This is a genomic window from Pseudomonas sp. G5001 (assembly GCF_013385475.1).
In the GTDB taxonomy this organism is placed as follows: Bacteria; Pseudomonadota; Gammaproteobacteria; order Pseudomonadales; family Pseudomonadaceae; genus Aquipseudomonas.
The window spans coordinates 25988-49448 of the sequence record NZ_JACAPZ010000032.1 but is presented as its reverse complement, the minus strand read 5'-3'; the positions used below and the strand labels follow the sequence as shown (position 1 = coordinate 49448).

Annotated in this window: 21 protein-coding genes; 13 read left to right on the top strand and 8 right to left on the bottom strand. The window is 61.0% G+C overall.

Annotated elements, in window-relative coordinates; genetic code table 11:
* Positions 1-120: 120 nt before the first annotated feature.
* Entirely contained in the window at positions 121-1047 is a 927-nt protein-coding gene (locus tag HX805_RS24445; protein ID WP_008432044.1) for a carbon-nitrogen hydrolase family protein, read from the bottom strand.
* 92 nt (positions 1048-1139) lie between these two features.
* Here HX805_RS24445 and HX805_RS24440 point away from each other — a divergent pair, with 92 nt between their 5' ends.
* A complete protein-coding gene (locus HX805_RS24440; protein ID WP_008432042.1) occupies positions 1140-2057 on the top strand; it encodes a LysR substrate-binding domain-containing protein in 918 nt (305 codons plus the stop codon).
* Here HX805_RS24440 and HX805_RS24435 read toward each other — a convergent pair.
* A complete protein-coding gene (locus tag HX805_RS24435; RefSeq protein WP_003217960.1) occupies positions 2032-2283 on the bottom strand; it encodes a hypothetical protein in 252 nt (83 codons plus the stop codon). The two genes, HX805_RS24440 and HX805_RS24435, sit on opposite strands and share 26 nt — an antisense overlap.
* Before the next feature lie 175 nt (positions 2284-2458).
* On the opposite strand from HX805_RS24435, the gene HX805_RS24430 reads away from it, so the two are divergent.
* Positions 2459-2779, top strand: a complete 321-nt coding sequence (locus HX805_RS24430) for a YqjD family protein (protein ID WP_003217958.1) — start codon at positions 2459-2461, stop codon at positions 2777-2779.
* Between the two features lie 40 nt (positions 2780-2819).
* Here HX805_RS24430 and HX805_RS24425 read toward each other — a convergent pair whose 3' ends face one another.
* Positions 2820-3857, bottom strand: a complete 1038-nt coding sequence (locus HX805_RS24425; protein WP_177009794.1) for an Ldh family oxidoreductase — start codon at positions 3855-3857, stop codon at positions 2820-2822.
* 170 nt (positions 3858-4027) lie between these two features.
* Between HX805_RS24425 and HX805_RS24420 the strand changes: the two genes are divergently transcribed.
* Complete coding sequence (locus tag HX805_RS24420; protein WP_177117357.1) at positions 4028-9142, top strand: dermonecrotic toxin domain-containing protein; 5115 nt, start codon at positions 4028-4030, stop codon at positions 9140-9142.
* Positions 9143-9183: 41 nt separating this feature from the next.
* Here the strand turns inward: HX805_RS24420 and HX805_RS24415 are convergent, their stop codons facing one another.
* Complete coding sequence (locus tag HX805_RS24415) at positions 9184-9453, bottom strand: PepSY domain-containing protein (RefSeq protein ID WP_003217951.1); 270 nt, start codon at positions 9451-9453, stop codon at positions 9184-9186.
* Between the two features lie 152 nt (positions 9454-9605).
* Here HX805_RS24415 and HX805_RS24410 point away from each other — a divergent pair, with 152 nt between their 5' ends.
* The 7 genes from HX805_RS24410 (at position 9606) to HX805_RS24380 (ending at position 15591) form a co-directional block, all read left to right on the top strand.
* The gene (locus HX805_RS24410; protein WP_177117356.1) at positions 9606-10601 is read left to right on the top strand and encodes a FecR family protein; all 996 of its coding nucleotides are present in this window, start codon (positions 9606-9608) and stop codon (positions 10599-10601) included.
* A gap of 317 nt (positions 10602-10918) precedes the next feature.
* The gene (locus HX805_RS24405; RefSeq protein WP_003217947.1) at positions 10919-11365 is read left to right on the top strand and encodes a hypothetical protein; all 447 of its coding nucleotides are present in this window, start codon (positions 10919-10921) and stop codon (positions 11363-11365) included.
* 1 nt (position 11366) lies between these two features.
* Positions 11367-11924: a hypothetical protein gene (locus tag HX805_RS24400; protein ID WP_003217945.1), complete on the top strand. Its 558-nt coding sequence runs from the start codon at positions 11367-11369 to the stop codon at positions 11922-11924.
* A gap of 79 nt (positions 11925-12003) precedes the next feature.
* Positions 12004-12699: a hypothetical protein gene (locus tag HX805_RS24395; RefSeq protein ID WP_008432027.1), complete on the top strand. Its 696-nt coding sequence runs from the start codon at positions 12004-12006 to the stop codon at positions 12697-12699.
* Between the two features lie 61 nt (positions 12700-12760).
* Complete coding sequence (locus HX805_RS24390) at positions 12761-13441, top strand: C39 family peptidase (protein WP_003217941.1); 681 nt, start codon at positions 12761-12763, stop codon at positions 13439-13441.
* A gap of 37 nt (positions 13442-13478) precedes the next feature.
* A complete protein-coding gene (locus HX805_RS24385; protein ID WP_177117355.1) occupies positions 13479-14228 on the top strand; it encodes a hypothetical protein in 750 nt (249 codons plus the stop codon).
* 49 nt (positions 14229-14277) lie between these two features.
* Positions 14278-15591 (top strand): autotransporter domain-containing protein, encoded by a 1314-nt coding sequence (locus HX805_RS24380; protein ID WP_043224814.1) that lies wholly within the window; start codon positions 14278-14280, stop codon positions 15589-15591.
* Positions 15592-15656: 65 nt separating this feature from the next.
* Here HX805_RS24380 and HX805_RS24375 read toward each other — a convergent pair whose 3' ends face one another.
* Positions 15657-16985: a sigma-54 dependent transcriptional regulator gene (locus HX805_RS24375; protein ID WP_003217935.1), complete on the bottom strand. Its 1329-nt coding sequence runs from the start codon at positions 16983-16985 to the stop codon at positions 15657-15659.
* 342 nt (positions 16986-17327) lie between these two features.
* On the opposite strand from HX805_RS24375, the gene HX805_RS24370 reads away from it, so the two are divergent.
* A complete protein-coding gene (locus HX805_RS24370; protein ID WP_088423840.1) occupies positions 17328-17588 on the top strand; it encodes a hypothetical protein in 261 nt (86 codons plus the stop codon).
* 137 nt (positions 17589-17725) lie between these two features.
* Here HX805_RS24370 and HX805_RS24365 read toward each other — a convergent pair whose 3' ends face one another.
* Genes HX805_RS24365 through gnd form a run of 3 tightly spaced genes read right to left on the bottom strand, consistent with a single transcriptional unit; the run spans position 17726 to position 21074 of the window.
* Positions 17726-18550 (bottom strand): HAD family hydrolase, encoded by an 825-nt coding sequence (locus tag HX805_RS24365; protein WP_177117354.1) that lies wholly within the window; start codon positions 18548-18550, stop codon positions 17726-17728.
* Positions 18547-20070, bottom strand: a complete 1524-nt coding sequence (gene zwf, locus HX805_RS24360) for a glucose-6-phosphate dehydrogenase (protein ID WP_003217928.1) — start codon at positions 20068-20070, stop codon at positions 18547-18549. The genes HX805_RS24365 and zwf overlap by 4 nt, the downstream gene beginning before the upstream one ends.
* A complete protein-coding gene (gnd, locus tag HX805_RS24355) occupies positions 20067-21074 on the bottom strand; it encodes a phosphogluconate dehydrogenase (NAD(+)-dependent, decarboxylating) (RefSeq protein ID WP_256579633.1) in 1008 nt (335 codons plus the stop codon). Before gnd ends, zwf begins: the two co-directional genes overlap by 4 nt.
* 244 nt (positions 21075-21318) lie before the next feature.
* On the opposite strand from gnd, the gene HX805_RS24350 reads away from it, so the two are divergent.
* Both HX805_RS24350 and HX805_RS24345 read left to right on the top strand, forming a co-directional pair.
* Positions 21319-21495, top strand: coding sequence for a DUF6026 family protein (locus HX805_RS24350; RefSeq protein ID WP_023658901.1), 177 nt, complete (start codon positions 21319-21321; stop codon positions 21493-21495).
* A 154-nt stretch (positions 21496-21649) separates the two neighbouring features.
* Positions 21650-23389 carry a phosphoethanolamine transferase CptA gene (locus HX805_RS24345; RefSeq protein ID WP_177117353.1) on the top strand — a complete coding sequence of 580 codons (1740 nt, stop codon included), beginning with the start codon at positions 21650-21652 and terminating at the stop codon, positions 23387-23389.
* Positions 23390-23461: the final 72 nt, after the last annotated feature.

Sequence of the window (23461 nt, the reverse complement as noted above, 5' to 3'; positions counted from 1 at the left end):
GCGAGGCACCGAGTGGTGGGGCAAAGCGTTTTTTGGTTACTTTTTTAGGCGTTTGTAAAAAAGTGACCCGCTGTAAGAGCGGAACCATAAGCCGCCGTTACCGAAGAAACGGATATGTACTCAGTCAACAATAAACCGCACCCCCGCCCTAACCCGCTCATCCACGGTCAATTCGAAAATATCCGGCCGGGCATAATGCCCAACCACATCATAGTCATACCGCGCCCGCACCAAATCATCCGTATCAATCCGCGCCACCAGCAACCCCGCCCCACCGAGCAATGGCCCGGCAAGAACGTCCCCCATGGGCCCGACAATCACACTGCCCCCCGCGATCAGAGGCCGATCCACCGGCCAGTTCGCCACCTCCACACCCAACGCCTGGGGTGACGCCTGCACCTGACACGCACTCACCACAAAACACCGCCCCTCATGGGCAATATGCCGCATGCTCACCTGCCACATTTCCCGCTCATCCACCGTCGGCGCGCACCACACTTCCACACCCTTGGCGTACATCGCGGTGCGCAACAACGGCATCATGTTCTCCCAGCACACGGCGCCACCGATGCGCCCTACCGCGGCATCAACCACCGGCAACGTCGAACCATCACCCTTGCCCCAGATCAGCCGCTCAGTGCCGGTAGGCATCAATTTGCGATGCCTGGCCACCAACCCGCCCACCGGCTCGAAATACAGCACAGTGCAATACAACGTGCTGCCACTGCGCTCGATCACGCCCAACACCAGGCTCGCCCCGGTGCGCGCCGACAAGCCGGCCAGCGCTTCGGTCTCCACACCCGGCACATCAATCGCATTGGCAAAATACCGCGCAAAGGCCTCGCGCCCTTCAGGCAGGCGATACCCCAGCTGGGTGCCGAAGCCTTCACCTTTGGGATAACCCCCGAGCAACGCTTCCGGCATCACCACCAGTTGCGCACCGCTGCGCAGGATTTCGTCCTCGTAGGACAGGATCTGTTCCAGGGTCTCAGCCTTGCCACCCGGCAAGGAACCGATTTGCAGCGCAGCCACGGTAGAAACAGGCATCACGATCACTCCGTATCAATGGGGGTTGCCCATTCTCCGGCCAGCGGCAATCATGAATAAAGCCCGCTTCGCTGCTAACTGATATGAGCCATATGAATATCGCCAACGTCGATCTCAACCTGCTGAAAACCTTCGAGGCCCTGCACGACGAATCCAGTGCCAGCCGTGCCGCCCTGCGCCTTGGCGTCACGCAGTCGGCGATCAGTGCAGCCCTGCGCCGCTTGCGCGATGTGTACGGCGATCAGTTGTTCGTGCGTACCGGCCGGGGCCTGGCGCCCACCTTGCGGGCCAATCAGTTGAAGCCGGTGATCAGCGAAGCCCTGGATCGCTGCCGCCAGAGCCTGGCGATGGTGGATCCCCAGGGCAATCACTATCAGGGCCGTTCGGTGGTGGTGGGGTTATCGGATGATTTCGAAATCGCCTACGGCCGGCGGCTGATTGAAGAGATTGCCCGGCGTGCGCCAAAGCTGCGGTTGATGTTCCGCCAGACCCACAGCCAGATCGTTGCCGACGCCCTGCTCGACCGCAGCCTGGACCTGGCAATCACCGCCGGCGGGTTTGCCGAGCGCCGGTTGAGCCGGCAGGTATTGGGGGAAGGCCATTACGCGTGCCTGGTGGACCCCGACAGCCTGGCGCCGGGACAACAGGCCATCGACCTCGACGAGTTCGTCAGGCGCGAGCATGTGCTGGTGTCATCCGGCGGGTTTATCGGGATCACCGACGAGGGCCTGGCCGCGCAGGGGCTGAGCCGCCACGTAGGTGCCTCGACCACGCACTTCGCGGCGCTGCCGTTCCTGCTCAAGGGCAGCCAGGCGGTGGCGACCATCCCCGGCCATGCGGCCCAGGCCATCGCGCAGATGACCGGACTGAGGGAGCTGCCTTGCCCGCTGGCGCTGCCGCGTTACCCGGTGGAGCTGGGCTGGCGCACCCAGGCGCAACTGGATCCGTTGCTGCTCAAGGTGCGCGAGGCAATCGAGGCTTGTTTTACTTCGCCGCCATCAGGCGATTGACTTCACTGCGCACCATGTTCGAGAACTCCGGCGGTGACATGCCGTCCAGTTCTGCACGCACCCATTCGGCCCATTTGCCCTTGCGCTTGGCGCGTTCGCCAAACAGGCGGGCGGCCTCACCCTTGGCCTTGCCCAGGTTGCTTTGCCAGAGGTCGTAGAGACGGGACTTTTCATCTTCCAGCGCGGCGCGCTCGGCGAGGGGCTTGTTGGCCAGATTGAAGCTCATGTTGAATTACCTGCTGCACAAATAGGTGACATCTTACACTGTAGGTTGAAATTTCCTGGCCTGGATTTCTCCTAAGCTGACCACAGGAAAAAAACTGCAACTTTTGCCCGCTTCAAACACTCCATTCTTCATCAAGCGCATTCATTGCCACATTCACCCGCAAGGAGTTAACCCAATGGCTCGCAAATCTGCCGCCCAAGCCGTCGAAGACCAAATCAAGGACCAAGCCTTCAGTGAACTGACCGCACTGATCGAAGAATCGGACAAGCTGCTCAAAAGCAGCGCGTCACTGGTGGGGGAAGAAGGTGAAACCCTGCGTGAACAGGTCGCCATCAAGCTCAAGCAGGCGCTGGACTCGGTGTCCAATGTGCGCGAGCGCAGCAAGCCGGTGGTGGATGCCACCGAAACCTATATCGGTGGCCACCCATGGCAGACCGTGGCGATTTCCGCCGGGTTTGGCCTGGTAGTCGGCCTGTTGCTGGGCCGCCGCAACTGATCTGATGCAACGGCTGCGCCCTCCCCGGGCGCAGCTCGCTTCACGCCTGTGCCAACACCCGCAACCGACTCAATTCCTGCGTTTCGATCTCGATCCCGCCTGATAGCGACTTCGCCCGTGTGCGATGGCGCCGATCCCCCGGCAAACGCCGCAACCCTGCCGCATGCATCTGTCGCACCAATTCCTGGCTGCGCTCGGCGAAGCTCTGCCCGGCGGTCTTGCTCGGGTCGATCACGATCAGCAGTTGGCCGGTCCATGGGGTGCGAGCGCCGGGGTGATCGGACCAGTTGAACTCAAACGAGAAGTTACCGCCCGTGAGGGCCGCGGCCAGCAGCTCGACCATCATCGACAGGGCCGACCCCTTGTGCCCGCCAAACGGCAGCAGTGCGCCGCCTTCGAGGATCGCCTTGGGGTCCTGGGTCGGCTGGCCGAGGCTGTCCACGCCCATACCGGGTGGCAGGCGTTCGCCCTTGCGCGCGGCAATCTGCACGTCGCCATGGGCGATAGCGCTGGTGGCCAGGTCAAACACGATCGGCAGGCCATCGGCGCGGGGCGCGGCGAAGGCAATGGGGTTGGTGCCGAACAGCGGGCGGTCGGCGCCGTGGGGCACCACGCAGGTCATGCTGTTGACCACGCTCAAGGCCACCAGGCCTTCTTCGGCGAAGGGCTCGACATCCGGCCAAAGCGCCGCGAAGTGGTGGGAGTTATGGATCGCCAGCAAGGCAATCCCGGCACTGCGGGCCTTTTCCACCAACAACGGGCGGGCGGCTTGCAGTGCGGGCTGGGCGAAGCCGTTGCCGGCATCCACCCGCACAAATCCGCTGGCCACATCCTCGACCACCGGCACCGCCTTGCCGTTGACCCAGCCACTGGCCAGGGTCGAGACGTAACCGGGGATACGGAATACACCGTGGCTGTGGGCACCGTCGCGCTCGGCGCTGGCGCAGTTCTCGGCCAGCACCTGGGCCACATCGGCCGACGTACCGTGGCGGACAAACACCTGGCGCAGCAGGTCGGTCAATTGCGCATAACTGAGTCGCTCTGATGAAGACTCGACATCCAAAGGCGATGCAGACATCTGAAGCTCCCGTTTATTTATTGGAATGGGCAACAGCGTACAAGAATCGGTCCGTCGATTAGACAGGGTTTGCCCCATGGCTGTCGACAGGGAGCGCCAGACATATCTAGCCCCTCGTGGCGCCAGGCCTGGATAGGTTGCAGGCACGCAACTCTTCAAGGATCAGGATGATGAGCCACACCCCTCTCCCGTATTTTTTCCCCGAAGCCATGCGCGTGGGCTGGAGGGCGCTGGACCGTGAGCGCCAGCTGAACATCGACAGCAGGGACATCGAGTTTCTCGGCAAGGTGTTTTTTGCCAGCGATGCAGGCCGTCGCCAACAGTCGCCGCCAATGATCGCGCAGCGCATCTGGTTGAATAAAAGCACTGCCAATGCCGTCGAACTGGCCGGCAGCTTCATGATGAGTTCAACCAGCGCCTACCCACATGCCTGGCTCTACACCCCGTACGGCGGCCTGGAAAAATTCGACAGCCCCGCCCACTTGCTGACAGCACTGACCGAGCGCTTGAAAACCCCGGACAGCGCCACGCAACTGCTGTACTTCCTGCCCTTGCAGCAACAACCATCGCCGCTACTCGACAACCGACTGGTGCTGACACCGGAGGCCATGCTCGGCGACGTATTGGGTGAACAGGAAAAAACCCTCAGGCGCTATCAGGAGAATAATCGCCAGGCGCTGCTGGCGGCGTTGAAACAGTTGCCCGCCCTCGGCGCCCTGCTTTCAAAACTGCTCGAAAGCGTCTGCCGCCCACTGTTCCCCGGGCTCAGCCCCGGCGAAGCCCACGTGAGTTTTTTCGCCATACAACCCGTTGGGCACACGGTGCCTCGCTGGCTCGACTCGCTGCAACTCAATGACGCGGTGCTGTTGTACTACCGTGAACAAGCCTGGCCCGCCGGGCAAACCCGGGAGTTCTTCCACCCCAAGCGGCCTGCCGACGCCAAGGCCCGCGACACGCAGCGTTGGGAAACCGCGATCAAACAAGCAGCCGGCCAACTGATCCCGTTCCTGCACAGTGCACTGGAGACGTTCTGGAACAGCGAGATCGCACCGGGCGTGTCGCGTCGGGCCTGGTTCGCCCGGGCCATGGCCGCCAATGCGCAACTGGATCTGCTGTTCAAGCGCCAGCAATCCATCATCAGTCCGGAGCAAAGCCGGGCATTGGCAGCGCTGTACTCTTCCCGGGGTAACGAGGCCCCCCCGAACAGCCAGACGCTGCGCGTCGAGAACGTACAGATCTGGGAGCAGCCAAGCAACACCGTCGAGCTGGCCAGCACCTTGATGATCGGCAATTCGCAGACCTTTCTCTACACCCCCGAGAAGGGCCTGCAGGTGCTCGGGACCTACGACGATCTGATGGGCACCCTCAAGGCCATGGTCAAGGCACCAGGCTATGAAGACGACCTCTACAACCTGATGTCCCTGGAGGAGCGGGCGCTGTTTGTGGGGTTCAAGACGCCGCAGTTTTCCGGCATTCCTATCGCCGGCAATCTGTTTGAGCAGGTGCTCGAAACCATCATCGGCAAGCAGCAACAGAACCTACGCTACGCACTCGACCTGTACCGACGCACCCGCGCCGGCATTGACCCCGCGGCCTTGCTCGACTACGCGGTGGATGTGCGGTACATGATCGACAGCCACCTCCCGGGCCTGGATACCGCGGGACGCTGGACGCCTCATTCGGTACTGGCCGACCCGACTCGCCCGGTGTCGGTGGCCGCCGAACGTGCCGCCCTGCTGCAAAAGCAGATGACCGATATCCAGGACACGCTGGCAACCCAGGTGCGAGCGCAACCCACATTGGCCAACACCGTCAATCAGGCGCTCACCGCCGAGTTCAACCGCCGCGGCTTGGCTGGCCACGATCCCGGCAAGATCTACGTCAATCGCTACGCCGCCAGCGCAACCGCGACACCCGCCACTGCGCCCCTGGAAAGCCAGAGCCTGCGCAGTTACTTTCTTGCGCGCCTGATACACAAGCGCGGGCCGATTCCGCAAACGCCGCACTATGGCCTTTACGCCAGCCAGGGCGATGGGTCTGTTACACCGCTGGGCGGCCTGGACATAGCGCAAGCCAACGCGGCGCTCGATGCCGCACTGGTCAAGTTTCATCACTCCAACATTGCCGATATTCCCCGCGAATACCTGGAACAGCTCAGGGCGCCGATGGCCCATGCCATGGCGGTGGCGATCCAGGGCGAAGCCAGGCTCAGGCGCCTCAACAACAGCCTGGACGCGCGTGATGAGGCGATCGTGCAGACGGTGTTTGATCTTCAACACCCTGATCGCCGCCGGCGCCAGGGCCTGGGTGGATTCATCCCGGATGCCTATGCGTTGACCGTCGAACCCGAGGGCCTGACGCAACGGGTGCCCCTGGCGCATTGCTTGATGCTCACCGAACGCGGTGGCCTGGCCCCGTCCCACTCAGGCCGGGCCGTGCTGTGGACGCCGGCGCGCGGCCTGGAGAGTTTCGCCAATGTCAGCCAGTTGCAGACAGAACTGCAACGACGACTGGCCGCCCCGGACCTTCGCAGGCAGCTACTGGCCAATCTCGACCCGCGCTATCTCAAACCGCACCAGGCCTGCGCACTCGGTCAGTTCATGCTGATCAACGGCGCGGTCGCACAGCACTGCCAGCAGTCCTGGATTGATCATTACCGGGCACAACGGGCTCACTGCCTCACCCTGACGCTCTCAGGGGACGCCTTGCTGAAGCGTCTCGGGGGGCTGGAAAAGGCCTTGCCGGCCAACGACCTGGGCCATGCCTCACAAATCGCCCAGACCTTCATGGCACAACAATCACTGCCCGCCTGGCTGGGGATGGCGTCTGTCAGCCAACAGCGTCGCCATGTCGAAATCCTTGAGCAATACCGCCACAGCCTCACGGATGACAAGGACTACCTTGACGATTTCCTGCCGCTGCCAGCGTATCTCGGCAGCAAGCTCATCGACTTGTTGCTGCCCTATGACGTGCGCCCGCAAGACGTCTACATCCTGCCCAAGCTGGTATTGGCCGGCCAGCGGCAGAACCTGGTGGACTACGCCCTCAATCACGTCAGCCAGCAAGCTGCTGCATTCGATGTCGAGTCCACAGCCGCCGGCCTGACACCTGCTGTGGTGCGCCAGATCCTCGCGCGCCTGCCCCTCAAGCAGGACCACCAGGCTTGCCTGGTCGAAAAACTCACCCCGGGCAAGCCGGGCGCAGACGTGCGGGAGCGCCGGTTTATTCGGCAACTGCCCTGGCAACTGTTGCAAAATGCCCACGCGCTGTGGCTGCAGGAACTGTTATCACCCGCGGGCCTGAGCCTGGTCGAACAGGTCCTCGACATGCCGGACGCGCTCGCCCGCGCAGCGGTCGAGGGCGCGACCTCGACAGTGCGTCCGCTGGAGTTGATCGCCACGGCGGGGGCCCGGTCCATCAAGGCCCTTGGGGTCTACTTGATCAGTGCCGTCGAAAGCACTCCGCTGGTGATGTATGCGCCCTATGGGCCGCAACAGGCGTTCCAGGAGTTCGACAACGAGGCGGATTTGATTCGGCGGCTCAACCTGCCCGGCCCCTTGCAGGACTGGGTGATCGGTCGCCTGCCAGAGGCTGAGCAAGCCACGTATAGACACCTCTGGGCCAGCACGGTCGGGGGAACCTCGGAAATCACCCTGGGGGCCAATCCGATCAGGGGCCACGCCCTCAAGCAGTTGTACCGCGACAACATCGGATTGATCTCGAACCTGTTTGAACAGCAATCCCAGGCCAACGGCCGGTCAGCCTGGGACACCCTCAAAGCCTTGTTCAGCAGCGGACTGCAGCACGCGCAGGCGTTGCTGCCGGGCAAACTGATGGTGCCGCTGGTGATCTGGCAAAGCTACAAACTGTTCCAGGCCTCTGCCGAAGACTTGCAGCAACACCGCTGGCGCGAGGCGCTGCAAACCTTCATCGGCGGTGTCGCGCAAATGGCTTCGATCCGCGCATTGATGGATGAGCCCTCGACACCAGGCACCGCCCCCGCGCAACCCGCGCCGACGCAAACGGCCAGTGTCTGGCACGACATCGACGTCACCGCCCGGGCCCGAACCCGGCTGCAAGCGTACGAAGCCTGCGACATCAGCCTGGAGGGCCTGACGGCAGGCAACACGGGCGTCTACACAGCGACGGACAACCGGCATTACCTGCCGTGCGCAGGCAAGGTCTACCGCGCCAGGCAGGTCGAAGGCCATTGGCGGCTTTTCAGTGCACGGTCCAAAGGACCGTTTGTGCGCCTGGATGCCAACCGCAAATGGACCCTGGACCCGGGCGCATCGGTTCGCCGCCACGGCCCCGGATGGAGTGCAATGATGGACCGCCGTGAGGTGCGGACAGCCGTGGACCAGGTGATGAACGTCGAGGCCCGCGGCCTGGCCGAGATTCGGCGTGTGTCGCCCGCCAGGGCCCAGGCGATCGTCGAGGCACTGGACCTGGCAACCTTCTACCTGCACAACTGCCAGCAGAACCTGAAACTGCTCGACCACCAGTATCCGCCCGTGACCCGGGTGCATCGCTTTATCAACCGCTTCTTCGGCATCCCGATAGACGCCGACACCGGCCCGGCCAAGTTTCCGGAAGCCCTCGCGCAAAAACTCATGGACACGGTGACCGCCCTCCTCGATGAGGCGCTGGAGCCGGCACTCTACTCGCTCAACTCCCGGCGTTTCGTCTCCGGTGCGCATATTGCCGAACCGGAACGGCATTGGGCGTTTACTATCGACGGCGACCCGGATCGACGCATCTACCTCACTGAAAACTTCTTCAACCCGCCTACGGCCGATTTCGAAGGGCGCCTGATCAATCACTTCGACCAAAGAGCCCATGCCCGCGCGACCACCTTGATTCATGAGTTGACTCATATCGTGAGCAATACCGCCGACGTCGCCTACCTCAACTCCACATCGCCCTTTTACGACCTGATCGAGGTACAGACCCAGGCCGGTCGCGATCTTCAGGACTGGCTGCGCAACGTGCAGGAGAATGCGTACTCGATCAACACGCCTGTTGGGCAATTGTTCAAATCAACGGACGCGTGGGGGCCTACCGGATTCGACCTGGGGACCGACCCGGAAGATGACTACATCAAGCAGCAGATTCTTGCCACGACCGGAGGCGTGGACTTGAGCAACGCGCGGGGAATTTTCAAAACCAACCTGACGCGGCGGTTCAACACACAGATGGATAACGCCGACTCACTGACCTTGCTGATCACCACCCTGGGGCGCCAGCTGGACCCCGTGCCTTCGATTGCCGAAGCCACACCGTAACAGACAGGGTGCGGGCCGAACGCCCGCCCCCGTCAGTTCATTCAGTCTTTCTGATCGCGCAACACATTGCCCGACTCACCGTCGATGCGGAACTCATAGACCACGCCATCGGCCTTGCGCCCCTCACCTTCCCAGTAGCCATCGTTATCGGCTTCGATCTTGTAGATCTGGACGTAACCAGCCTTGGTCTTGGCGGTCTCGATGGCTTTTTCGATGGTGATCCAGCCTGCGCCCGGTTTGTCCGCCAGGGCGGCTCCAGCACTGAGCAAGGCGGTGGTTGCGACAACGGCGGCTAAGGTTTTCTTAAGCATTTTCGTGCTCCATTAGGGAATGAGTGTTACCTGTCCTGAATTTTTTAGGGCCCTGCAGACGAGAATTAGTTCCAATTGATGTGCATTCGCCATGATGGCTGTTCTCGCCGTCCTGCTGTGGAGGTTAGAATGTCGGAAATCAGGATGAGTTAATGACAGATAAGTCCCTATCAGAAGCCGAATACGACGCCATCACCGATGCCGCTGCGCACTGGTGCATGCGTCTGCACGCTGGCGATTGCACGACGGCGGAGCGTCAGGCCTTCGAGCAGTGGCACGATGCGCATCCACTGCATGCCTTCGAATACGCCGCGATGCTGGAAATCTGGGACGTTGCCGATCACTTACCCCGCAGCGAGCCCGCCCCCGTCGTGGCGCGACGACTACCTCGCAGCCGTTTGAGGAACTACGCGGTAGCGGCGGCGATATGCCTGGTGGCCTTGCCACTGGCGGCCTTTACCGGCTGGGAAGCAGGCTGGCTGCCCAGCTCGTACAACCATTACGAAGCTGAAAACAGCTTGCGCCAGGTCACCCTTGACGACGGCAGCCAGGTTGAACTGAACCTGGGCACCGAACTGGTCTACAGCAATTTCAAGGATCAGCGCCGGGTTACCCTGAAAAAAGGCGAGGCGTTTTTCAAGGTCAGCCATGACGCGCAACATCCGTTTATCGTCCACGCCGGGGACGGCCAGGTTCGAGTGACCGGCACTCAGTTCAATGTCTGGAAATACGAAGACCATGTGCGGGTCATGCTGCTGCAAGGCTCGGTGCTGGTGAGCAGCGACGACGCCCACAGCGGCCTGCGCCTGTCACCCGGGATGCAGGCCAGCTACAACCGTGGCGATGCCAGCCCCCAGGCCCAGCCAATTGCCCCGGGCGACACGGCCCTGGCCTGGCGTGAAGGCAAGCTGATCCTCGACAACCTGGCCCTGGCCGACGCGTTGCCGCTGATCAATCGCTACCTGAGCAAACCCGTGATGCTGGCCGACGCCGGCACCGGCGCGATCCGCATTGGTGGCATCTACAACATCAACGAGGTGTCCAACCTCGTCCCCTCCCTGCCCAAGGTCCTGCCGGTCTACCTGACCCAGAACCAGGACGGCAACCCTGTACTCAATTCGATTCCGCGCAAAACCCCAAAGAGCTGAGCCAGGGTCATGGGCCTGCGCCCTCCTCCCGGATGCTGCCTGCGTCAAATCGTCCATTTTTGAAACACTTGCACCGGCTGAGCTGACAGCCGGCTGCGGAGTGCCGGGTTTACGGCGCGCAGTGTTTCATCCCTGAGACACCTGCCAGGCGGGCTGGACAAAGGCCCGCTGTCTCACAGTTGAAACACATCCACTGTGCATTCTATCCCCGCGCTCATAACCCCATGAATGTCATCCCAAATTCAAAAGCGGCACAGCTCCTGCTCTCTTCCTGACAGCGCTGTTTAGGGTCAGCGCCAAGAATAAGGAATGCCGTCGTGAAGACACTTAATCCAGGCTCATTGAGCCTTCTGCTGATCAGCTGTGTACTGAGTACCAGCGTGAGCCTCCCGGTGCTCGCGGCAGGCGACGGTGTGATCGTGATTCAGCGCACCGTCCAGGGCCACATGGCTGGCCGCACCGCTGGCGTCGACCCCAACCCGGTCACCGTCAATGCCAATTCTTCTCCACAGATCCTGCGGGCCACCAGCGAGCTGAGCGACAACGACTACGCCAACATCAGCAGCGGCTCCAGCATCACTCGCGCCATCCTGCCCGGCGGCAACCTTCCCGGCTTGACCAACAACGGGGGTGGCGTAGGCCTCGGTGGCGGCGCAGCGGCCGGCCATGGTGGCGGCTCCAGCCTCTCGGGGCAGATCAATGGCTCAATCTCCCGCGGCATGGCGCCTTTGAACAATATCGGCAGCCTGATGGGAGGCCAGTGAGATGAACCATTCCTGGTTGTTCCTGGCGATCCTGGGCTGCTCGGCGGCCATGGCTGACAACAGCGCAGTGATCGACAACTCCGGCAAGCAATACAACGGCATCGTCTCGATCAACCAGGCGGCCGGCAATCAGCAACAACAGCTCAACAGCCGCGCGATTTCGGCGGGCAGCAACTCCCAGGCGGGCGGCGCCCTCAGCCAGACCATCGGCGGCGCACCGGCCGATCGCTCCCAGAACGCCAGGGTGGCGATCCAGGGCAGCTCTTTCAGCAATGGCAGCGGTGTACTGGGCGTCAACCAGTCGGCCGGGGCCAGCAACCAGATGATCAATGCGGTGCGGATCAGCGTGAATGCTGGCCCGCAAAGCATCGACGACAGCGTCATGTCGCAACAGAACGTGGCGCTGTCACCAAACTCAGGGTTCACCTCTACCACTGGCAGCCGCCAGGTCGTCACAAGCGACCAGGCCTTCACCGGCAGCCGTGGAGTGGTACAGGTGAATCAGAGTGCCGGGGTGGGGAACCGCATGGCTAACGCCCTGAACGTACAGATCCAATGATTCATTGGAGCTCGAAGCTGGACCGTACCAACACTTAACCAACTAATTAGAAGCAAGGGGAAATACCATGAAAACTACAATGGCTCTTAAACCACTGGCCTTCGCTCTCGCTGCAATCATGGCTGCCGCCGCACATGCCAACCCACCTACTCATCAGCCTACCGCTGCAGTAGCCGCCGTTTCCGATGCGCAATCGAGCAACCACAATGGCGTGCTCAACCTGGGCACCCAGAACAACGCGTCGGCCAACAACTCGTTGAACGGCAGCAGCGGCAACGCCCAGGCCAACATCGCAGCCGGTGATGGCAACCAACAAGACAACCAGACCGCCATTGCGGCCGGTGATGCAGATGCCGTGTTTGCCCAAGCTACCATTACCCAAGACAACCGCAACAACGTCTCGGTGCAAGTGGCTACCCACAACAACGCGTCGCTCAACAACTCGGCCAACGGCAGCTCCGGCAACCTGGGTGTGAGCGTTGCCGCGGGTAACTTCAACCAACAGAAAAACCAACTGGCAATTGCTTCTGCCAGTGGTGCCGCCGCCGCTGCCTCGAGCAACACCACTCAAACCAGCGTCGACAACACCTTCCTCAATACCGTGGCCACTCAGTCTGGCCCATGGGGCAGCCACACTTACCTGCCTGTCGTGAACAACGCCAGCGCCAACAACTCGCTTAATGGCTCTTCGGGCAACCTGGGCGCCAACATTGCTGCAGGCGTGGGCAATCAGCAGGGCAACACCACTGTGATTTCCTCCGGCGTACGTTTCTGATGCAACGGGGCCTTGGCGACAAGGCCCCTTTTTATTCCAGTGTCCTCCAGGCCATTCGATCATGCGGATCATCGCCCTCACCCTCCTGTTATTGCTCACCGGCCCGACTTGGGCGGGGCAAATGGCGATTGCTGCCATGCCCGGCGGTGGCGTGATCTTCAAGAAGGTCGAGAGCATCCGTGAACGCAAGTTCGCCAACCTGGTGGAACAGAAAACCGATTTCAGCTGCGGTGCCGCCGCCCTGGCCACCATCCTGCGCCAGGCCTACTGGATGGATGTGGATGAAGACCACATCATCAAGGGCATGCTGGTCAACGCCGATCAGGACCTGGTGCGTACCCAGGGCTTTTCGATGTTGGACATGAAGCGCTACCTGGAAAGCATCGGGATGCGCGCCCGGGGTTACCGGATCAATGCAGACACCCTGCTCACGGTGAAGATCCCGGTGGTGGTGTTGCTGGAGATTCGCGGCTACAAGCACTTCGTGGTGATGCAGCGCGCCGACAAGGACTGGGTGTACATCGGCGACCCGGTACTGGGCCATAAACGCTATGCCCGCGACGACTTCGTCAAAGGCTGGAATGGCATCGTCTTCGCGGTATTGGGCGAAGGTTATGACAAGACCAACGTGCTGCTCGACCCGCCCACCCCACTGACGGCGAAAAACAGAATCAATGAGTTCAGTCCGGTGCGGGACAGTGAATTGATGGACTTCGGTTTTATCCAGAGCGACTTCTTCTAGAAGCGCAATAAGGGGCAGGACGCTCCAGGAGCAAACGATGAACACTTACCGTTGGCTGACGGTCATGTGCCTGGCAGCCTCAATGCCCGCTTATGCGTCATCGGTGTTCAAGCCGATTGAAATAAAGGACTCGGAACTGGCTGACCTGCGTGGTCGCTACGTGATGCCGGGGCGGATCATCAGTTTTGGCATCGTGATGAGCAGTACCTGGACCAATGCCACCGGCGACAGCGTGACCGGCTCGGCCAGCATGAACGTCAACGCGTCGACCGTCACCCCGCAGTTTTATGTGCAGGTAACCGACAGCCCCACCAAAGTCTCGCCCAACCAGCCGAATGGCACCGGCACGGTGGTCGGTGGTGCCGGCCTGGGCAGCGGCCAGGGCGTGACCCAAAGCGTGCGCGCCGCCGGCGATGGCAACACCGCCAGCAATAACGTGAATATCAATGTGAACCAGAATGGCTTGTCGCCGGCCAATGTCGTCCAGTCCGGACAAGCCCTGGTGGCTGGCCAGTCGGTCACCGGCAGCACGGGTGCCGGCCAGGTCACGGTGTCGGCCGCCAATGGCGGGCTGCAAATGGCGATCCTGGCCAACAACAATCAGGGCAATTCGTTGCAGCAGATCGGCGCCGGGAATGTCCTGCAAGGCACGGTTTTGCAGGGTAACAGCAACTTCGTCAGCAACATGACCCAACTCAATGTGGTGCTGGGCAACAACGGTTTGAACAATTTGGGGCAGAACCTCAACCTGAATCAACTCAGGGGCCTACGCCCTAACGGTTATTGAACTACGCTGTGCCTCGACACTTGCGCATTAGAAAGGGACGGCTTATTCCATGCATCGATCGCTATCGTTACGTGCCGTAATTTGTTTAAGCACGCTCCTGCCCGCATCCATGTTGTATGCCGCGCCGGACACCGACATAGACACATTGAAAAAGGAATTGCTGGAGCTCAAGCAACGCTACGAAGTGCAGCAAAAAGCACTGGCAGTGCTGGAGCAACGGGTACGCCAGGTGGAAGAACAACCGGTGGCGCCGCCGCCCAAACGCCTGGCCAAATCCCCGGCAGACTTCCAGAAAGGCGGCACCACGGTGGCCGGCAACACGCCGGGAGTCGGCGCGGCTGCGGCCTCGGGCGGTGCAGCCGGTGGCGCGTCCTACGGCCAGTCCCTCAAGGATGATTCGGCCCCGGCGCAGAGCGTGAGCAACTTGTATAACGAGGCCAGCGGGTTCTTTGGCAACGGCAAGTTCAGCTTTGAAACCGGCGTCACCTATTCCCGCTACGATGCCCGCCAGTTGACCCTCAACGGCTTCCTGGCGCTGGACTCGATCTTCCTCGGCAACATCAACCTGGACCGGATCAAGTCGGATAACTGGACCGTCGACCTCACGGGCCGCTACAACCTCGACAACCGCTGGCAGTTCGATATAAACGTGCCGGTGGTGTACCGCGAGTCGACCTATCAGTCCGGTGGTGCCAACGGTGGCAGCGGCACCGCGACCTCGGAACAATCGGTCACGCGTGACCCGACTATCGGCGACGTCAACTTCGGGATTGCCTACAAATTCCTCGACGAGAGCGTCAACCTGCCGGATGCCGTGGTGTCGGTGCGGGTCAAGGCACCCACCGGCGAAGATCCGTTTGGGATCAAGCTGGTCCAGTCATCCAGCAACACCAACCTTTTCGTGCCGGAAAGCCTGCCCACCGGCAACGGTGTGTGGTCGATCACGCCGGGTATCTCGCTGGTCAAGACCTTCGACCCGGCGGTATTGTTCGGCTCGCTGTCGTACACCCACAACTTCGAAGACTCGTTCAGCGATATCAGCTCCCAGGTCGGCCAGAAGACCCCGGGGAAAGTGCAGTTGGGCGACAGCTTCCAGATCGGCGCTGGCGTGGCGTTTGCGCTGAACGAGAAGATGAGTATGTCGTTCTCGGTGTCCGACCTGGTGCAACGCAAGAGCAAGCTCAAGCCGGATGGCGGCGACTGGCAGTCAGTGGTTTCCAGCGATGCCAACGCGGGTTACTTCAACGTGGGCATGACGATTGCGGCAAGCGACAACCTGACCATCGTGCCGAACCTGGCCATCGGGATCACACCGGATGCGCCGTCGTTCAGCTTCAGCCTGAAGTTCCCGTATTATTTTTAAGGCATGACAACGGGAAAAGCCCCGCAACGATAAGGGTCGTTGCGGGGCTTTTCGGTTTACCCGCCCTAGCGGATCTGGTGTTTGTGCAGCAACCGGTAGAACGTCGGCCGGGAAACCCCCAGCACACGCGCCGCGACACTCAGGTTGTCGCTGTGCCGGTTGAGCACATCGCACAGTGCCTGGCGTTCGGCACGGTGCTTGTAATCCTCCAGTGTAGCCATCGGCAGCGCGATTGCCTGCTGGCTCTGCAATCCCAGATCAACGGCTTCGATTTGCCGCCCTTCCGCCAGTACCAGGCCCCGCCGCACGCGGTTGGCCAACTCGCGCACATTGCCCGGCCAACCGTGCTCGCCCATGGCCACCAGTGCGTCTTCACTGAAGCTGCGGGGACGGCGGCCGGTTTCCTGGCTGTAGAAGTGTGAAAAATGGTTGGCCAGCATCGCCACGTCACCGTGGCGCTCGCGCAACGGCGCGGTGACCACTTGCAGGACGTTGAGCCGGTAATACAAGTCTTCGCGAAAAGTACCCTTTGCCACCGCGGCCTCCAAGTCGACGTGGGTGGCCGCCAACACGCGTACATCCACCGCAATCGGCTGGCTGCCGCCGACTCGCTCGATCTGTTTTTCCTGGAGAAAACGCAGCAGGTTGGCTTGCAGCTCCATGGGCAAGTCGCCGATCTCATCGAGAAACAAGGTGCCGCCGTGCGCCGCCTCGATCCGCCCCACCTTGCGCTGATGGGCGCCGGTGAAGGCGCCCTTCTCATGGCCGAACAGTTCGGACTGGATCAGGTGTTCGGGAATCGCCCCGCAATTGATCGCCACAAACGGCTTGGCATGGCGCTGGGATTGGCGATGCAAGGTACGCGCGACCAATTCCTTGCCGGTGCCGCTGTCGCCACGGATCAACACCGGGGATTCAGTGGGCGCCAGCTTGGCGAGCAGCTTGCGCAATTCCCGGATCGGACGGCTGTCCCCCAGCAACTCGTGTTCCGGCTGGCCCGCAGGCGCGTTGTTACCCTTGCCCCGCAGGCGCGCCATGCCGAAGGCGCGGCCCAGGGTGACCTGCACCCGCGACACGTCAAACGGCAAGGTATGGAAGTCGAAGAACCACTCACAGACAAAATCGCCGACATTCTGCAGGCGCAGCACTTCCTGGTTAAGCACCGCAATCCACTCGGTGCCGCTGCGGCTGATCAGTTCCTTGACCGCTTCGGGTCGCTCCAGGTGAAACGGCTGCAGGCGCAACAAACCCACGTCACAGGAGCGCTCACCCACCGACTCGAGGGCGCAGCTGTCCACGTCCCACCCCGCTGCGCGCAAACCGGGCAATAGCCGATGGCAGTCATCACAGGGATCGACCACAAGCAGGCGGCGCGGGGCAGGTGTAACAATCATGACTATTCCTTGGCGTCAAAATCGTTAAAGTTATTTAAAAACAACTATTTGCAAAGTCTGCTGATAACCCTAGCAAGATCTTGACGCACCCTTTGTACCGATTCGCTATAAGTCGCGAACGAACCGGGTCTTTTATGTCAGTCGGGTGCGGTCAATTGCCGCGGCATAACTTTCATGAGGCTTTCAAAATAGCCCCTTACATGACTTTAATCAGGGAAAGTTAAAAATCTTCTCCTAACATGTGACCCGCACCCGGTGATCGTGCATCAGTACAAGTAACCAGTCGTTAGGCACGCCCAACCAACGGCTTCCACTTGAATGGGCATTTAGAGAGAAGACCCCATGAACGCCCCGCTCCGCATCAACGAAGCTCTTTTGATCGCAGACCGTGCTTTCCAGCCCTTTCAATGTGTGGCCTGGCACGACGGCAACGGCGCCCTGAGCCTGAGCGTCATCGACCGCACCAATACCCGTATCGGTAGCAAGCAGCTGTCTTCCAGCACTTATACCGACCCGGCACAGCTCGAGGACTTGCTGTTGCAGGCCCGTGCCGAACTCGACAAAGATGGCTACCAGTTGCAATCCTGGGCAATGCCCAAGTAACTGAAGCGTGCGTGAGACGGCACCCGAAAGTGTGCCGCCCGGCTGCGCAATATATTGACCCGCACTAACTCAAGTGGACAGTCAGCCATGCAAGTTGCAACTTTGCATAGCTGACTACTTATTAGTGTGGTTACCGATCAATAGGCCGAGAGAATAAACCGCTCGATGGCTTCCGCCGCACCGTCATCGACATTGCTGCCGGTCACGACGCTGGCCTGGCGCTTGACCACCTCTTCTGCCTGGCCCATGGCAATCGACAACCCCGCCACATGAAACATCGCCGGGTCATTGCCGCCATCACCGATGGCTGCGGTCCGTTGCAGTGGCACACCGAGGTGCGCCGCAAGGGTTCTCAATGCTTCACCCTTGTTGGCCTTCATGGCGGTGACATCCAGGAACACCGGCTGCGAACGCGACACCTGGGCCAATCCCTCGACCCTGGGCTGCAACTGCGCCTCAAGCTCCATCAGCAGCTGGGTATTGGTACTGGCCGCAACAATCTTGTCGACCCGATCCAGATACGGCTCGAAGCTCTCCACCACGATCGCCCCATAGCCCAGGCCGTGCTCCTCGCGAACCGCCATCGGTCCGCCGGGATCGCGACGCAGCCAGTCACCGTCGGCAAACAGCCAGACTTCAACGTCCGGCTGCGGCGTAAACAAGGCCAACGCCACCAGCGCCGCTTCTGCCGGCAAGTGATGCGCCACCAGAATACTGCCGTCGGGATTGACCAGCGTGCCGCCGTTGAAGCCGGCAATCGGCACATCGATGCCCAGTGCTTCGACCTGCTGACGCATGGCCTTGGGAGGTCGCCCGCTGGCCAGGCTGAAAAACACCCCGGCCGCGCGCAAGGCGCGAACCGTATCAATGGTGCGCTGGCTGAGGCTGTGATCCGGATGCAGCAACGTGCCATCCATATCACTCAACACAAAACGGATGGGTTGACTCGGCAAGTCACTCATCCGAGGCTGTGCCAGGTACGGCCATCGCGGGCCAGCAACGCATCAGCCGCCGCCGGGCCGTCCTCACCCGCCTTGTAGGCCTGGATGCCGTCGTCCTGCTTCCACGCATCGAGAAAAGGCTGCACCGCACGCCAGCCGTTCTCGATGTTGTCGGCGCGCTGGAACAAGGTCTGGTCGCCGGTCATGCAGTCGTAGATCAGGGTTTCGTAACCTGTCGACGGCTGCATCTCGAAGAAGTCCTTGTAGGCAAACCCCAGTTCCACGTTGGCCATGTCCAGGGTCGGCCCGGGCTTTTTCGCCAGCAGGTCGAACCACATGCCTTCATTCGGCTGGATCTGGATCTTCAAGTACGTCGGCTTGAGTTCATCGACCTCGGTATCACGGAACTGCGCGTAAGGCGCCGGCTTGAAGCAGATGATGATCTCGGTGTCGCGGATGCTCATGCGCTTGCCGGTGCGCAGGTAAAACGGCACACCCACCCAACGCCAGTTGTCGATCAACACCTTGAGGGCAACGAAGGTCTCGGTGCTGCTGTCGGGCGCAACATTGGCCTCTTCGCGGTAACCCGGCAACTGCTTGCCGCCGACTTCACCCGAGGTGTACTGGCCACGCACCGAGTTGGCCCGTGCGTCTTCCAGCGACCAGGGCCGGATGGCCCCGATCACCTTGGCCTTCTCGCCCCGCACTGCGTCGGCACCAAAGGCAGCCGGCGGTTCCATGGCGACCATCGCCAGCAACTGGAACAGGTGATTGGGCACCATGTCCCGCAGGGTGCCGGTGTGTTCGAAGAAACTGCCACGGGTTTCCACGCCGACGGTTTCGGCGGCGGTGATTTGTACGTGGTCAATGTAGTGGTTGTTCCAGAACGCCTCGAACAGCACATTGGAAAAACGGCTGATGAGGATGTTCTGGACGGTTTCCTTGCCCAGGTAATGGTCGATGCGGTAGATCTGCTTTTCGCTCATCACCTTGAGCAGGCAGGCGTTCAGCGCTTCGGCAGTGGCGAGGTCGGAGCCGAACGGCTTTTCGATCACCACCCGGCGGAACGCCTCCGGAGTTTCTTCCAGCAAGCCGGCCGCGCCGAGGCGCTGCACCACTTCGGCGAAGAAACGCGGCGCAGTGGCGAGGTAAAACACCGCATTGCCAGTACCGCTGTCGGCAATCTTCTTGCCGATATCGGCGTAGGTGCCGTCGTCGAGGAAATCACCCTCGACGTAGCTGATGCCTTTGGCCAACTGTTCCCACAATGCAGGGTCCAGGGCGTTCTCGGCATTGCCCTTGACCTTGCTGGCGGCCTCGGTGCGAATGAAGTCCTCGAGCTTCTTGGCGAAATCGGCGTCGCTGATGGCGTTGTGATCAACGCCGACAATGCGCAAGCCATCGCCCAGCAGCCCGTCGCGGCTGAGGTTGTACAGCGCCGGCATCAGCAGGCGCTTGACCAGGTCACCGTGGGCACCAAACAGAAACAGTGTGGTGGGCGGAGCGGGTTCGGCCTTGGGTTTCTTGCCGTTGGCGGTCATTTTTTGGGAGTCTCCACATGGCCGCCAAAGCCGAAGCGCATGGCAGAAAGCATTTTGTCACCGTAGGTACTTTGCTGGCGGGAGCGGAAGCGCGCGAACAGCGAGTTCGACAGCACCGGAACCGGTACCGATTGTTCCATGGCGGCCTCGATGGTCCAGCGGCCTTCGCCACTGTCGGCGACCGAGCCGGAATACCCGTCGAGCTTCGGATCGGTGGCCAGGGCGTCGGCGGTCAGGTCCAGCAGCCAGGACGACACCACGCTGCCGCGGCGCCAGACTTCGGCGATATCGGCAACATTCAGGTCGAAGCGCTGGTCTTGCGGCAGGTTCTCCGAATTCTTGGTCTTGAGGATGTCGAAACCTTCGGCGAAGGCCTGCATCATCCCGTACTCGATGCCGTTGTGGATCATCTTGACGAAGTGCCCGGAACCGGCAGGCCCTGCGTGGATATAGCCGCGCTCGGCACGGCTGTCCGCTGCGGCGGAACGGTCCTTGGTACGCGGGATGGTGCCCAGGCCCGGTGCCAGGCTTTCGAAGATCGGGTCCAGCAGCTTAACGGTCTCGGCGTCGCCGCCGATCATCATGCAGTAGCCGCGCTCCAGGCCCCAGACGCCGCCGGAGGTGCCGACGTCAACATAGTGCAGGCCTTTTTCCGACAGGGCCTTGGCCCGACGGATGTCATCCTTATAGAAGGTGTTGCCGCCGTCGATGATCACATCACCGTCTTCAAGCAGTTGGCTCAGTTCTTCAATGGTGTTCTCGGTCGGGTCGCCTGCCGGCAGCATCACCCAGATCGCCCGGGGCTTTTGCAGCCCGGCCACCAGGCCTGCCAGGTCAGCAACGCCCGTGGCGCCCTCGCCTGCCAGACCTTTTACGAATGCTTCATTGCGGTCGTAAACCACGGTGGTATGCCCATTGAGCATCAGGCGCCGCGCAATGTTGCCACCCATGCGGCCTAGTCCAATAATCCCCAGTTGCATGTGCTGATGCTCCTTACTACGAATAAATGTGTGTCACAGTTTATAGCGCAATGAGGCTAATGAGGGTTAGTCCAGAGCGGATTGGCATAGTTTCATGACAAAAAGTGGCCATCCTTTCGCCTTCAGTGGGTTAAAAGTCACAACGACCATCAAAAATAAAAAAGTTCCCTTCATTAAAAAAAGAATTCAGAATTGCCCCGACTGTTGCCGAGAGCCTCGATTCAAGCGCTCTGGCACCGCGATAGACCGGCTATTTGCGAGGTAAGCAATGAGCACTGCACACATGACCCGTCCGCCACAGACCCTCTACGTCACCATTCGCCGCGATGAATTGCGCCAGTTGAAAAACGAGCGCGACCAACTGCAGCAGGAAGTCATGCGTCTGCGCTCGCACCTGCAGGGCCAGCTCAATCAGCCGTCCGGCACCCAGCCCGCACTTTGCTGAACGTGGGCTGAACGAACCGTTCAGGAATAACTCACGAAGTTTTCACATCCCCCTCCCGATACTCCCGCCGAATAGGGCCGCGCTACGCGCGCAGGCCCTCTGTTTGCGTGCGTCCCTGCGCGTTGACACTGAAATTATCGGGTTGGAGCGCTGGATGGCGATGTTCAAACGCAGCACTGCGTCTGCGAAAGGTTTTGATTGGGCCGGCCTCGGCTGGATGTTTCTGTTCTTCTGGTATTTCTCGGGCATTACCCAACTGCTGATCCAACTGACCGGCACCTCCGGCTTCAGTGGTTTCCGCCAGGCATTCTTCATGAGCGCCCTGTGGCTGGCGCCGATGCTGTTGTTCCCGCGTCGCGCGCGCCTGGTGGCGGGGTTGATTGGCGTGGTGCTGTGGGCCTGTTCCATGGCCAGCCTGGGTTATTTCTTCATCTACCAGCAGGAATTCTCTCAAAGCGTCATCTTCATCATGTTCGAGTCGAACATCTCTGAAGCCGGCGAATACGCCACCCAATACTTTGCCTGGTGGATCGTGCTGGCGTTTATTGCCCACACCGCCATGGCCGTTTTCCTGTGGACCCGCGTGCGCCCGGTGTACCTGCCACGTGGCCAGGCCATGCTGGCGGCTGCCGCAATCGTGATTGCCATCGTCGGCTACCCGCTGGTCAAGCAGATCGCCAAGAGCGAGACCATGGAACTGGCCATCGACCGCTTCGAAACCCGTATAGAGCCGGCAGTGCCATGGCAGATGATCGTGGCCTACCGCCGCTACACCGAACAACTGGATAACATGCAAGGCATGCTGACCAGCGCCAGCAAGATCCCGCCCCTGACCAACCTCAAGGACAGCATGGCCGGCCAGCCGTCGACCCTGGTGCTGGTGATCGGCGAGTCCACCAACCGCCAGCGCATGAGCCTGTATGGCTACCCGCGCAACACCACGCCGGAACTGGACAAGCTGCGGGACCAACTGGCGGTGTTCGACAACGTCATTACCCCGCGCCCGTACACCATCGAGGCGCTGCAACAGGTGCTGACCTTCGCCGACGAAGAAAACCCGGACCTGTACCTCAAGACCCCGTCCATCGTCAGCGTGATGAAGCAGGCCGGCTACAAGACCTTCTGGATCACCAACCAGCAGACCATGACCAAGCGCAACACCATGCTCACGACCTTCTCCGAACAGGCCGACGAGCAGGTGTACCTGAACAACAACCGCAACCAGAATGCGCGCCAGTATGACGGCGACGTGCTGGAGCCGTTTGCCAAGGCCATGTCCGACACCGCCGAACGCAAATTCATCGTGGTGCACCTGCTGGGTACCCACATGAGCTACCAGTACCGCTACCCGCCGACCTTCGACAAGTTCACCGACCGCCAGGGCGTGCCTGAGGGGGTCAGCGACGCACAGTTGCCGACCTACAACAGCTACGACAATGCGGTGCTTTACAACGATTTCGTGGTGTCGAGCCTGATCAAGGACTACGCCAAGACCGATCCGAACGGTTTCCTGCTGTACCTTTCCGACCACGGCGAAGACGTGTTCGATTCGGCCGGCCACAACACCCTGGGCCGCAACGAAGGCAAGCCGACGGCACCGATGTACACCATTCCGTTCATGGCCTACGCATCACCCAAGTGGCGTGAAAGCCATGACTGGAGTTTTGCCGGTGACTTGCAGCGCCCTTACACCAGCTCGCAGCTGATCCATACCTGGGCCGACATGGCCGGGTTGAGCTTCGACGAACTAGACCACAGCAAGAGCCTGGTCAGTGACAGCTTCAAGCCTCGGCCACGGCTGATTGGCGACCCGTATGCACGCCAGCAAAAACCGCTGATTGATTTCAGCCTGATCAAGCCGAAGCCAGACGCCGCCAACGTGGTCGTCAAGTAGCTTGAATCGCCCGGGTTTCATCCGCGCAATGCGGTGAAACCCGATTTGGCTGCAACGTTAAGATAATAATTA